The sequence below is a fragment of the Sphingobacterium sp. SGL-16 genome (genome assembly GCF_011043515.1).
Taxonomy (GTDB): domain Bacteria; phylum Bacteroidota; class Bacteroidia; order Sphingobacteriales; family Sphingobacteriaceae; genus Sphingobacterium; species Sphingobacterium litopenaei.
The window spans coordinates 55,184-67,924 of sequence record NZ_JAAKGQ010000018.1; the positions used below are offsets into that span (position 1 = coordinate 55,184).

At 37.1% G+C, this 12,741-nt stretch carries 11 protein-coding genes; 10 read left to right on the top strand and 1 reads right to left on the bottom strand.

Annotated elements, in window-relative coordinates; genetic code table 11:
- The first annotated feature begins 4 nt into the window (after positions 1-4).
- The 7 genes from G5B32_RS08295 (at position 5) to G5B32_RS08325 (ending at position 10,338) form a co-directional block, all read left to right on the top strand.
- Positions 5-1,195 carry a M20 family metallopeptidase gene (locus G5B32_RS08295; RefSeq protein ID WP_165291074.1) on the top strand — a complete coding sequence of 397 codons (1,191 nt, stop codon included), beginning with the start codon at positions 5-7 and terminating at the stop codon, positions 1,193-1,195.
- Between the two features lie 3 nt (positions 1,196-1,198).
- Entirely contained in the window at positions 1,199-1,759 is a 561-nt protein-coding gene (locus tag G5B32_RS08300; RefSeq protein ID WP_165291075.1) for a thiamine diphosphokinase, read from the top strand.
- A 2-nt stretch (positions 1,760-1,761) separates the two neighbouring features.
- A complete protein-coding gene (locus tag G5B32_RS08305) occupies positions 1,762-2,247 on the top strand; it encodes a GNAT family N-acetyltransferase (protein WP_165291076.1) in 486 nt (161 codons plus the stop codon).
- 448 nt (positions 2,248-2,695) lie between these two features.
- Positions 2,696-5,893, top strand: coding sequence for a SusC/RagA family TonB-linked outer membrane protein (locus G5B32_RS08310; RefSeq protein ID WP_165291077.1), 3,198 nt, complete (start codon positions 2,696-2,698; stop codon positions 5,891-5,893).
- 18 nt (positions 5,894-5,911) lie between these two features.
- Positions 5,912-7,876, top strand: coding sequence for a RagB/SusD family nutrient uptake outer membrane protein (locus tag G5B32_RS08315; RefSeq protein WP_206366843.1), 1,965 nt, complete (start codon positions 5,912-5,914; stop codon positions 7,874-7,876).
- 17 nt (positions 7,877-7,893) lie between these two features.
- Positions 7,894-9,096, top strand: coding sequence for a DUF4959 domain-containing protein (locus G5B32_RS08320; RefSeq protein WP_165291078.1), 1,203 nt, complete (start codon positions 7,894-7,896; stop codon positions 9,094-9,096).
- A 9-nt stretch (positions 9,097-9,105) separates the two neighbouring features.
- Positions 9,106-10,338 (top strand): DUF4998 domain-containing protein, encoded by a 1,233-nt coding sequence (locus G5B32_RS08325; RefSeq protein WP_165291079.1) that lies wholly within the window; start codon positions 9,106-9,108, stop codon positions 10,336-10,338.
- Positions 10,339-10,403: 65 nt separating this feature from the next.
- Here G5B32_RS08325 and G5B32_RS08330 read toward each other — a convergent pair whose 3' ends face one another.
- Positions 10,404-11,705: a M28 family metallopeptidase gene (locus tag G5B32_RS08330; protein ID WP_165291080.1), complete on the bottom strand. Its 1,302-nt coding sequence runs from the start codon at positions 11,703-11,705 to the stop codon at positions 10,404-10,406.
- Positions 11,706-11,794: 89 nt separating this feature from the next.
- Here G5B32_RS08330 and G5B32_RS08335 point away from each other — a divergent pair, with 89 nt between their 5' ends.
- From G5B32_RS08335 to G5B32_RS08345, 3 genes are all read left to right on the top strand, one after another.
- Positions 11,795-12,109 (top strand): rhodanese-like domain-containing protein, encoded by a 315-nt coding sequence (locus G5B32_RS08335; RefSeq protein WP_165291081.1) that lies wholly within the window; start codon positions 11,795-11,797, stop codon positions 12,107-12,109.
- A 98-nt stretch (positions 12,110-12,207) separates the two neighbouring features.
- Positions 12,208-12,504, top strand: coding sequence for a hypothetical protein (locus G5B32_RS08340; RefSeq protein ID WP_165291082.1), 297 nt, complete (start codon positions 12,208-12,210; stop codon positions 12,502-12,504).
- Positions 12,505-12,506: 2 nt separating this feature from the next.
- Positions 12,507-12,737, top strand: coding sequence for a DUF6358 family protein (locus G5B32_RS08345; protein ID WP_165291083.1), 231 nt, complete (start codon positions 12,507-12,509; stop codon positions 12,735-12,737).
- Positions 12,738-12,741 lie beyond the last annotated feature (4 nt).

A 12,741-nucleotide genomic window follows, 5' to 3' on the forward strand; every position in this document is an offset into this window, starting at 1 on the left:
CATTATGGCCAATATTAAGAGTGAAATTCAACAGTTGGCAAAGAAATTCTTTTCTGAGACGGTAGAAACCCGTCGCCATCTTCATCGTAATCCCGAACTTTCTTTTGTAGAATATAATACTTCGGCTTTCGTTAAATCCGAATTGGATAAATTAGGTATTCCTTACCAATCAATGGCTAATACAGGTGTAGTTGGTTTGATTACTGGTGAATTACCTTCGGATAAAGTTATTGCTTTGCGTGCAGATATGGATGCATTGCCTATTACAGAAGTCGAAGGAAGAAGTTATGGTTCTCAAAATGTCGGTGTCATGCATGCATGCGGGCACGATGTACATACATCTTCCCTTTTAGGTGTGGCCAAAATATTGAACGAGTTAAAATCTCAATTTGGTGGCCAGATAAAGTTGATTTTTCAGCCAGGAGAAGAAAAATTGCCTGGCGGAGCATCTATTATGATCAAAGAAGGCGTATTGGAAAATCCAATACCAGAGTCTATTTTTGGTCAGCATGTGATGCCTTTCATTGAAATAGGAAAAGTGGGCTTTCGTTCAGGACAATACATGGCGTCTTGTGATGAATTGTTTATGACCGTTCGAGGTAAAGGGGGGCACGGCGCTCAGCCACATCAAAATATTGATCCTATAGCAATTACAGCTCAAATTATATCTGCACTACAACAAGTAGTGAGTCGCTTCGCAGATCCTCGGATTCCAACGGTTCTTTCTTGGGGCAAAATCATTGGTAACGGTGCTACTAACATTATTCCGGATGAAGTGTATTTGGAAGGTACTTTCCGTACATTCAATGAAGAATGGCGTGCCAAAGCACATGAAAAGATAGTAAAAATTGCTATGGGGATAGCTGAAAGCATGGATGCTACCTGCGATATTGAGGTGCGCAAAGGATATCCTTATTTAGTTAATGAACAGAAAACCACCGCAATAGCTCGTCAAGCTGCTATTGATTATTTGGGTGAAGAAAATGTCGTCGAATTAGACCTTTGGCCTGCAGCAGAAGATTTTTCATATTATTCTCAAGTTGCGAATGCTTGTTTTTATCGCTTAGGAACAGGTAATAAAGCGAAAGGTATTCAATCTGCGGTGCATACACCGACTTTCGATATTGATGAAGATGCTTTGGAATTAAGTATTGGATTGATGGCATATATCGCCATCTCAAAACTTACAAAATAGTATATGTCTTCTCATCATATTGTTCGGGAGAACCAAGAACCAGCTTTGTTGGTGGAGAATTTCTATGCTCTTTCAGAAGAATATTTGGGACAAATATTAGAATGGTCTCCTACTATTATTAGCCATGAAGAAAATCTTGATTATTTTCTCTCTAATGATATAAAAGTTGACTTTCTGTATGCGCAATCATTAGATTCTCCTCAAGAAGAAATGAAGTTTATTCAGCCGATTTCCTCATTTTTGAAGGATAGCCTGGATTATTTGATTACGAATAATTACAAGGCAGTGAATATTCTAGCTAAGGATTTGGATTCTATATTTCTAAGATATGCTGATCGGATAAATATTGTTGCTTTTGTACAAGGTATTCGATATGTACTGATTCAATCTCGTTATGAAAAGTGGAAGACAGCTGGTGAGAAGATGTTTATTGATGTATCGCATATCAAATCATTTAATGGTTTAAAATATATTGATCAAAATATTTTTGAGGTTGAACAAGACGGTTTTGTGCTGCTTGAAATGAATTCAAGTGATTTTGTATTTGTCGGAGAGGAGGTTTAGGAATGTTACAAATTGAAAAGGCTACAACAGAAGATGCTAGCATAATTCACAAATTAGCCCATCAGATTTATTATCCTACTTATTTAGGTATTTTGAGTCAGGAGCAGATGGATTTTATGCTGGAAAAGAGCTACACCGTTTCCGCTTTACAAGAAAGTATGCGAACTCATCAAGACTTTTATATTGCATATGATCAACAGGCTCCTATTGGTTTTATTGCGCTAAAAAGTAAGAATGCCACTATCCTTCGCATTGAAAAACTCTATTTATTGCCACAAACTCAAGGAAAAGGCTTCGGCTCACAATTAATTGATTTCGCTAAAAATAAGGCCACTATAAGAAATAAATCTATTGTTGAGTTGAATGTAAACCGAGGAAATAATGCTTATTATTTCTATTTAAAAGTTGGTTTTAAGGTTGTTCAGGAAGTCGATATTCCCTATTTCGGTTATATCTTGGATGACTACGTGATGCAAGTTCAGTTATAAAAATGTTACAAAAATTTTGGTCTTATAAAAATTAATATCTACATTTAATTTCAGTAACCAAATTATAATCAATAACACAAATTTTATTACAGTATTTTTTCTACCAATTGGGAACAAATTTTAAGCACTTACCGTAATAAGTGTCATTTTAACAGTTAAAATATTCTCAGTGCCGAACTAGATGATTAATACACATATAGAATTTTTTAACGAAAATTAATAAGTGTCATTTTAACACTAATTAGTGAGGTGCGATGCTATTAATTTCGATGGAGGCAGTAGCATATCATAGCACTACATACCCATTGTAGTTTAAATAATGCAATAAAATTTAATTACATCTACAATTATGACAAAGAGCTAAGAAATTATTACAGAGCTGGGAAACTAGGTTTTCTACTCATTCCTTTCTTTAAACTATTAATAACCGATTATAAAATTATAACTAATGAATGGATTACGACTTATATTTATCACAATTATTTTAAGCGTTGTATCTACTCTCGATTCTATAGCACAAGACATCACAGTCAGAGGTGTGGTGCGTGATTCCACGGGAGGGATACCTAGCGTATCTATTAGAGTTAGAGGAACAAAAGTAGTCACACTATCCTCAGATGGTTTCGGACGTTTTGAATTCTCAACAAACAAACAAGCGCAAGTTGATTTTCAATCTGTAGGATTCAAGTCGACGACTATTAACCTTGCTAATCAGTCTATTAAATCAAATAATGAGATTCTTTTGGATATTTTTCTAGAAAAAATAGAATCCGAAATCGAAGAAGTTACCGTAACAGGTTTTGGTGGTACCCAGAAAAAAGCAAGTTTAGTTAGCGCCATTACTACAGTTAATGTCAAGGAGTTAAAAACCGCATCATCCAATTTGACTAATGCTTTGGCAGGTCGTGTTGCTGGTATGATAGCTTTTCAAAGTAGTGGAGAGCCAGGATTGGGTACAGATAATTCCACGTTTTACATTCGCGGACTTTCTACGTTTGGTACGGGAAAACAAGATCCGTTGATTTTAATTGATGGTGTGGAATCTTCTCCTACTGATATGGCTCGTCTACAACCTGACGATATTTCTGATTTTTCAGTGTTGAAGGACGCAGCGGCGGCTTCTGTGTACGGTGCACGTGGTGCAAATGGCGTTATTTTGATCAACACCAAAATGGGTATGGATGGCGCTCCAAAGTTTAATTTCCGAGTAGAAAATAGAATTTCATCAAATACCAAAAATTTTGAATTCGCCGATAACATCACTTATATGCGAATGGCAAATGAAGCGGCTTTAACCCGTACGCCAAACGGTATAGAGCCTTATTCGCAAAATAAAATCTTCAGCACAATTGATGGAGAAGATCCTTATTTATTCCCGAGTAATAACTGGTTGTCGATGTTAATTAAAGATTATACGAATAACCAAGGATATAACTTAAATATCTCGGGAGGTACAACTCGTGGAAGATATTATATAGCTGGTACATTCAACAGAGATAATGGTGTTCTTAAAGTGGAACCCCTTAATAATTTCAATAGCAACATTAAGCTGAATAATTATTCTTTGCGTGTGAATGTAGATTTCAATGTTACGAAGACAACCACAGCTATTGTAAGAATGTATGGACAGTTTGACGATTACATAGGACCTATGGGCGGTGGAGCAGCAACTTTTGATAATGCATTGAATGCCAATCCAGTGATGTTTCCTTCTATTTATCCAGCTGAAAAACTTCCTTTTATCGAACACCCCTTATTTGGTTCTAGCCAAACACGCAATACGGATTTGTCTTTGAGTTCTACCATGTATATGAATCCATATGCTGAAATGGTGCGAGGTTATCAGACCTATAAAACTTCCAATATGCAACCTCAAATCGAGATTAAGCAAGATTTGAATGGTATAACGGAAGGTTTATCACTTCGTGGGATGGGTTATTTGAGAAGATATGCTTTTATGTCTGCTAGCAGAAGTTACCAACCATTCTTCTACGAAGCGATTGTAAATTCTCAAGATGGTACCTATAATCTAAAAGCATTAAATGATGGTTCAGCCACAGCATTGCAGCCAACAGGAACGGAATACTTAAGTTATGCACCTCCAATTCGTGATGTGGACTCTAGAATTTGGTTAGAAGGAACGCTTAACTATAGTAGGACTTTTTCAGAGAAACATGCGGTTAGCGGTATGCTTGTATCCTATATTTCAAGTTATGAATCTGCAATAGGAAATAATGTAGGTTTGGTGGAAACATTGCCAAGTCGTAACGCAGGGATCTCTGGTCGTTTTACTTATGGTTTCAAAGACCGTTATTTAGCGGAATTCAATTTTGGGTATAATGGTTCAGAACGTTTTGATGCAAACCACCGTTGGGGTTTCTTCCCTTCATTTGGTTTTGGTTATAGATTATCAGAAGAACCTTTCTTTGAGCCTATACGATCTGTAATAAGCAATTTCAAACTTAGAGGAACTTATGGTTTGGTGGGTAATGATGCTATCGGTAGTAATGCGGATAGATTCTTCTACTTATCTAATGTGAATCTAAATAATGGTAACTACGGATCTACTTTTGGTAGAGATGACGGAGCACCACGTTACAATCGTCCTGGTGTGTCTATCTCACGTTATGCCAATCCAAATATCACTTGGGAACTTTCAAAGCAACTAAATTTAGGTTTGGATATGAGTATTGGAAGAGGTATAGACATTATTGTTGATGCATTTAGTCAAAAAAGATCCAATATTCTACAACCGGTATCGGGTATTGATAATGCGTCTGGATTAATGGCAACGCCATGGTCGAATTATGGACGAGTGAATACTAAGGGAGTTGACTTGTCTGTGAACTATAGAAAGAACTTTTCGCAGAACTTTTGGATGGATGCACGTGGAACATTCACGTATGCAACTTCTGAAATTGTTAAAGTGGACGAATTACCATATTCGGGCAACTTATCTCACTTAACACGTAAAGGATATTCTATTAACCAAGCTTGGGGTTATATTGCTGAGCGTCTATTTATTGACAATCAGGAAGTGGCTAACTCACCAGTACAGTTTGGTGATATTGGTTTGCTTGCCGGTGATATCAAATACAGAGATATTACTAAAGATGGTTTGGTAAATGGCGATGACATGGTGCCAATTGGTTACCCTACGGAGCCCGAAGTGTTGTTTGGTTTTGGTTCCAGCTTTGGATACAAAAACTTTGACTTAGGATTTTTCTTCCAAGGCGCTACTCAATATTCTTTCTTTATCAATTCAAACCAAATTCAACCATTTTATTCTAATGGAGGAAGACAAACAGGCTTACTTAAAGTAATCGCAGATGATTATTGGTCAGAAACAAACCAAAATTCATATGCATTCTGGCCAAGACTAAGTACATGGCGTGTAGGTCCAAATAACCAAACTTCTACTTGGTGGATGCGTAATGGAGGTTTCTTACGATTGAAAAGTGTAGACATAGGCTATAATATCAAATCATTAGAGCGATTCAAAATTAACAATGCACGTGTGTATTTGTCGGGATCAAACTTGTTTTTGTTAAGCAACTTCAAATTGTGGGATGTCGAGATGCGTGGTAATGGATTAGGTTATCCTTTACAGTCGGTGTATAATGTTGGTATTCAAATTAATTTATAACCATATTACTTGAAAATTATGAAAATAAAGGAAATAAAGGGCAATGCCAAAGCAGGAATTTCAGTGGTATGTATTTCCATGTCCGTACTTTTTAATTCATGTTCTAAATTTTTGGATATCATACCTGACAACGTTTCTGTCATTGAGCATGCTTTTAAGCTTCGTACAGAGGCTGAGAAATATTTATTCACCTGTTATTCTTATTTGCCAAAAAACGGTGATGGCTGGTTTAATGCGGGAATAATGGCTGGTGATGAAATTTGGTTACCACAAAATGACCAAGCACATTGGCATCCTGCTTTTCGTATTGCGCAGGGTATGCAGAATGTCGGTCAACCCTTATTTAACGAATGGGGTGGTGATCTAAAAGGTGGCGACGGCAGATTCAATTACTTGCGTATGTGGCAAGGCATCAGACATTGTAATATCTTTTTAGAAAATATAAAGAACCCGAATGTTGTACCTGATTTGTCTATTGCAGAACGCGAAAGATGGACAGGAGAAGTTGAATTCTTAAAGGCATACTATCATTTTTATTTGATGCGTATGTATGGTCCTATTCCCATTGTAGATGTGAATGCGCCTGAATCTGCTGAACCAGAAGATTTATATTACAAAAGAAAGCCAATAGACGAAGTGGTCGATTTCATTTCAGATTTGTTAGATCAATCGGCAGTGAAATTACCAGAACGTATTATCGATGAGAATACAGAATTAGGTCGTGCTACCAAATCTATAGCATTAGCCATCAAAGCTAGATTATGGATGTTGGCCGCATCCCCATTGTTTAACGGTAATCCAGACTATGCATCTTTCGTAGATAAGGATGGTGTCCAATTAGTGAATACAACGGCTGATCCGGCAAAATGGGAAAAGGCTAGAGATGCTGTGAAAGCCGCGATTGATATGGCAGAAGCAAATAATGCACAGCTGTATAAATATACGAATGACAGATTTAATTTAAGTACGGAGACCAAGACGCAGCTTAACATCCGAAATGCGGTGACAGAGCGGTGGGGTGATGAAGTGGTATGGGGATTATCAAATAGTTATTTTGTAAATGAAGCCTTATGTATGCCACCTCTTGCAAGAGGAGCCAATGTCGATAGATTCCAATTGCAGGGAGTTTGGGGAGCACCGATTAAGGTTGCTAAACAATTTTATACCAAAAATGGTGTGCCAATTGAGGAAGACAAAACATTAGACTTCACCAACTACATGACCACGCGTACAGCAGTTACTTCTGAACGCTTTTATATCGAGCCAGGATATGTAACAGCACGTTTGAATTATGATCGCGAGCCACGCTTTTATGCTAGTTTAGGCTTTGATGGTGGACGCTGGTATATGAAAGATGGGGCGAGTTCAGGTTCGGATGAAAACGGTATGTATGTACAAGCCAAAAACGCGGAGCGTTCGGGGGTTGGTCACTTTACCAACTGGAACGAAACAGGATATTTTATTAAAAAGCTGGTGCACTGGGAATCAACCACCAACTCTAACAATGCGCCTACTTGGAAAGCTTATCCTTGGCCAGAAATACGTCTCGCAGAACTTTATTTGAGTTATGCTGAGGCATTGAATGAAGTCAATGGTGGCTCTACAGAAGCAATTGCATATGTAGATAAAATTCGCGAGCGTGCAGGTTTACAAGGTGTGGTATCATCATGGACTAATTTTTCCAAATCACCTACTAAATATCAGTCCAAAGAAGGCTTACGCTCGATAATTCAACGTGAACGATTGATAGAACTTGCATTCGAAGGACAGCGTTTTTGGGATTTGAAGCGTTGGAAGCTTTCCGCAGAATATTTGAATCAAGACATTACAGGATTTTCAATTTCAGGAAAGACTACGGCGACTTATAACGTAGAGCGTACGGTTTTCAATCAGACATTTATTTCACCACGTGATTATTTGTGGCCTATTGGAAATTATGAAACGCGACGTAATCCAATGTTAGTAGAAAACCCAGGTTGGTAATCAAAAAAATTAAATGTATGAAATCAATTAGAATAAACATATTTCTAGTCATGCTGAGTGTATTATTTGCCTTTGCATGTACCAAGCAAATTGAATACAGAGAGCCTGTTGGTAATGAGACTGAAAAACCAGGAATGGTTTCAAATGTACGCGTGATAAATCAAGAAGGTAAGGCACAAATTTTATACGATTTGCCAAGTTCTCCTAATTTGATGTACGTAAAGGCGATTTATAAAATCAATACAGGTCAAGAAGTGGAAGTTAAATCTTCTATCTATAAAGATACTATTGTGGTGGCTGGATTTGCCGATACCCAAGAACATGAGGTGAAATTGTATGCAGTAAGCCGCAATGAAGTCTCGTCTGATCCAGTAACGGTAAAAGTAAAACCTTTGGAAGCTCCTTTTTGGAAAGTGTTCAACTCTTTGGAAATTTCCAATGCTTTCGGTGGATATAATCTGACAGCAAAAAATCCATCTCGTGATAATATCGCAATAATTGTCATGAAGAAAAATGTTTTCAATGAGTATGAGCGTGATAATCAAAAATCTGTTTATACCAAGACCGACAGTATTATCTCCAAAATTAGAGGCTTAGATACTTTGGAACAAGAATTTGCTATTTATGTACGTGATAACTGGGGCAATAATTCAGACACATTGTACACTAAAGTAAAACCATTCTATGAAGAGCAAATGGATCCAGGTAAATTTAGAGCATTTGTACTGCCAGGAGATGCGCCACAAGTAACCAATGGCGCACGTCTTGAATACGCTTGGGACGGTCTCTTGGGGTGGCCTTATACAAGCTTTACACATCAAATCAATGGAGGAGATCAGCCTCATATGGTAACATTTGATATGGGTGTATCAGCTAAGATCAGCCGTTTTTGGATTCGTCCATTCCCAGAAGGTACTAGATATTATTTTCTTTCTACGATGAAACGATTTGAGATCTATGGATCTAATAGCCCTAATCTTAACGGAGCATTAGACGATTCGTGGATACTATTAGGAAGTTATGAAGTGGTGAAACCTTCAGGTCTGCCATATGGTACGGATAATGCCGAAGACCAAGCGACTGCGGCGGCTGGATTTAACTGGGAAGTGGACCTCAATTCACCTAAAGTGAGATATATCCGCATTAGATGTTTAGAAAATTTCGCTGGAGGTACTGCGCAAAGTATCAATGAGATAAAAGTATATGGTACTACTTTATAGAAATGAGTTATGATTAAGATAAATAGAACACATACAATAAGGCTAATCTTTGTGCTTACTCTTATTTCGACCATTATGTCCTGTGCCAAATGGGATGAATTCAAGGAATATATCAAGGACGGCGAGATAGTATATGTGGGGAAGCTGGATTCAGTGAAAGTGTTTTCGGGTAATGAACGTATATTGGTCCAAGCTCAAGTTAAACCAGATCCAAAGATTAAAAAAGCCCTAATCAAGTGGAACGATGGCAAGGATTCTGTGCTATTAGATATTACGCATAATAGCATATTGGAACATTATATTCCAATGGCCGAAGGGATTGTTAGTTTGCAATTATTTACGATTGATGACAAGGGCAACAGATCTGTCGCTGTTCCTGCAATAGGAAGGGCCTATGGTCCGCGTTATAGTGCAGGTCTTACCAACCGTTTGACAGCAAATGCCATAATAGAAAACAATAACACAGCTTTAATTGAATGGCAAGAAATGGATTTATCAGCAGGACCGGTGGGGACTGAGTTGCGTTATTTAGCTAATGATGGTACAACAAAAAGTATTGTTGTAGGAGTTAATACGATGAATACTACCATAAATGATTTATCTACAACAGCAAAAACGGTTTCCTATCGCACGCTATATTTGCCGCAGAAAACTAGTATTGATACTTTTTATACGGATTATACAGAATTAGGACTAGCCAAAGATGTAACATCCGAGTACTTAAAGAATCATAAAAATCCTATTGTGACCTCAGCAGTATCTGATAGATGGGGTATTCCAGCGGATTGGGTCACGAATGCTGCGGTTCGTAATTTTAGAAATGGAGCAGGGGCTTATTTTGGAGGCGTAGATCATTGGTTTGGAGGACCATTCTTAGCTATGGAAGCAGGTTGGTCAGGAGATAACATGGCTACTATTAAAAATGGTAAAATCTACCAGACATTAACATTGCCTGCTGGTCATTATACCTTTGAAATGGATATTCCAGACTGTACAGTTGGAGGAGATTTCTATACTGTAGCAGCTTATGGAACTGAAATTCCTAACAGCGAGAATGTGTCCTCAGCATTGGGTTTCTTAAAAACAAGTACCCCAGGCACACATGCACTCAAGTTTACGCTTTTGGAACAAAGCCAAGTGTCTTTGGGATTCGTAGGTAATTTGGAAAACAAAGGTGGAGGTGATGGAACTTTCTGGCGTATTAATGCCGTTAGGTTAAAACAAATTGTAATCGTTCAGTAATGATAGATGGGGTGTATAGTTTGAACCTCCAAGCTTAGGCTTGGAGGTTTTTTCTTTTGAAGGGTTTAATCCTTTAATTTTTCTACCCTATTTGGCGTTTGAGTTCCTTTAACAATGCCTTCGGCACCTTTAGCAATAGCCTCTATACTGGAAATAATATTATTTAAATCCAAAGTGCTTATTTCATCTTTTACCGTATGGTAATAGGTATCTTTATCTATCTGGGAAGTTGAAAATGTATGTGCTGGCACGCCCAACGCTGCTAATACGGCATTATCACTACGATAGAATAGGTTTTGTTGTGGATATGGATCTGCATGAAATTGAAAAGCCGTATTTTTTAGGTTTTTCTGCATAAGATCTCCTAAATTCGAGCGTTCATAACCCGTCAAATAAAGTGTATTGGGACCAAATTTCGAGTCTTTGCCAATCATTTCGATATTGATCATCGCGATCACAGCGTCTGGATCGATGTTATTCGAAAAATATTTAGAACCATACATTCCGATTTCCTCAGCCGTAAAAGCTACAAAAATAAGTGTACGTTCATTATTGTTCAATCCCTTATAATATTTCGCCAAACTAATTACTGCAGATGTTCCCGAAGCATCGTCGTCAGCACCATTTGCAATGGAATCTTGACCATTTGGTTGGATAATGCCAATATGATCATAGTGTGCTGAAAAGACTACATATTCATTTGGTTTTGATTTGCCAGGAATAACACCAGCGACATTAAATAATTCAATCTTATCTGCCTTATTAGTACAGTTAATCTTAAAACTTTTGGCTAAATCTTCTGTTATAACAAAAACTTTTGTAAACCCTTTGGAAGGCGTATTTCCAACGATATTTTCTCTTGAATAAATTTTGTTATATCGCGTAATGAAGGAAGCAAATGAAGGATCTACTAGCACTATTAAATCTTCTTGGGCTTGAGCCAATTCCCTGAATTTTTGGGCAAACTCCTCTCCTTTTTTGATTTGTTTTATTTGAGCGGCTGATTTTTCATTCCATTGGATTTCAGGTTCATTGCTGATAATCAAAAATGTTTCAGCGGCTAAATTTTTAGTGTCCCATTGTATAGAAGCAGATTGACGGCTGATTTTTGTCATATGGAATGTTTGTCTGAAATCATTCCCTTGGTAAGGTTGTAAACCAATCTGATTAAACTCATGAGCAATGAAGTCAGCCGCTTTTCCAATATGCGGAGAAAAGGCATGGCGTCCACCCATTTCGTCCGAAGCGAGTGTATTTAATAATTTTTCTACATAACTTTTCTCAACAATTTGAGCTGAGGTTTGTTGTGAAAATATATTTCCGCAAAGAAATATCAATAGGCTTGGTAGTAGTGCAGATAATTTCATAGTCAAAATTTTAATGAAATTAATAAATAATAGTATATCATGTACCGAAATACAGCATAACTATTATATTTGATATAAAATAAAAAGTCATGAAAGAAGTTACAGTTCAAGAATTAAAGGATATGATGGATCGCAACGAAGAATTTCAATTAATTGACGTTCGCGAACCTTTTGAATATGAAGTTTCAAACCTTAATGGTCTTAATATTCCGTTGGCAGGTATTCTAATTGAAGCAGAAAAAGTTTCAAAGGATATTCCAGTAATTATTCAATGCCGTTCGGGCAAGCGTAGCGCTCAAGCTGTTATGCTGTTAGAACAACAAGGCTATACAAATCTAGCTAATTTGCAAGGAGGTATTTTGGCTTGGAGAGACGAGATTGATCCCGAATTGGACGTATATTAAGATCGTAAAAGTATACAGATATAGAGACGATATTTCGTCTCTTTTTTCGTTATGGGCTTTGCCAAAAGTTTAGAGAATATATTTTGTACTTTTGTACGATGAAAAATTGGTATGCACAGACGAAGCAAGCATTCTTTTTTAGCTTGATGTTTTATATAGGCTCAACGATTCTACTGGTATTGAAAGTTAGCATCGCCCCTATTCTATTCAGTTTTTCGTTAGCCGTATCGATGATTTGGGTATTGTTGGTTTTGCGGGAAATCATGCTATCTCCACGTATTTCAAATCAAGAACGCCTTTTACTTATACTTTTTATTATTCTCCTCAACATTTTTGCTGGAATAGTTTACTTTTATTTATTGCGTAAAAGAGTGATTGGAGATCCAAAAAATTAAAAATGAAAAAGCAATTTATACTGAATTTACTTTTAAATCTGGGAATTATCTTTTTGGTCATGAGTGGTATTTCAGCTTATCAAAGTGGTAATATGCTGATTCTCGGTCTTGCTATTGCGATTTCGGTTGTGCTGATTTACCTAAAAGTGGTATTGCTCAAACACGTTAAATCGGACTTCCGTAAGAAGCAGGAAGAAAAATTTGCGCCACAAAAGAAAAATAAAAAGGGTTAATCGA

Excerpts from the sequence above, each read along its gene's own strand:
- G5B32_RS08300 (WP_165291075.1), top strand. The coding sequence starts at position 1,199 with ATGTCTTCTCATCATATTGTTCGGGAGAACCAAGAACCAGCTTTGTTG.
- G5B32_RS08340 (WP_165291082.1), top strand. The coding sequence starts at position 12,208 with ATGAAAAATTGGTATGCACAGACGAAGCAAGCATTCTTTTTTAGCTTG.
- G5B32_RS08295 (WP_165291074.1), top strand. The coding sequence starts at position 5 with ATGGCCAATATTAAGAGTGAAATTCAACAGTTGGCAAAGAAATTCTTT.
- G5B32_RS08320 (WP_165291078.1), top strand. The coding sequence starts at position 7,894 with ATGAAATCAATTAGAATAAACATATTTCTAGTCATGCTGAGTGTATTA.
- G5B32_RS08335 (WP_165291081.1), top strand. The coding sequence starts at position 11,795 with ATGAAAGAAGTTACAGTTCAAGAATTAAAGGATATGATGGATCGCAAC.
- G5B32_RS08325 (WP_165291079.1), top strand. The coding sequence starts at position 9,106 with ATGATTAAGATAAATAGAACACATACAATAAGGCTAATCTTTGTGCTT.
- G5B32_RS08345 (WP_165291083.1), top strand. The coding sequence starts at position 12,507 with ATGAAAAAGCAATTTATACTGAATTTACTTTTAAATCTGGGAATTATC.
- G5B32_RS08315 (WP_206366843.1), top strand. The coding sequence starts at position 5,912 with ATGAAAATAAAGGAAATAAAGGGCAATGCCAAAGCAGGAATTTCAGTG.
- G5B32_RS08330 (WP_165291080.1), bottom strand. The coding sequence starts at position 11,705 with ATGAAATTATCTGCACTACTACCAAGCCTATTGATATTTCTTTGCGGA.
- G5B32_RS08305 (WP_165291076.1), top strand. The coding sequence starts at position 1,762 with ATGTTACAAATTGAAAAGGCTACAACAGAAGATGCTAGCATAATTCAC.
- G5B32_RS08310 (WP_165291077.1), top strand. The coding sequence starts at position 2,696 with ATGAATGGATTACGACTTATATTTATCACAATTATTTTAAGCGTTGTA.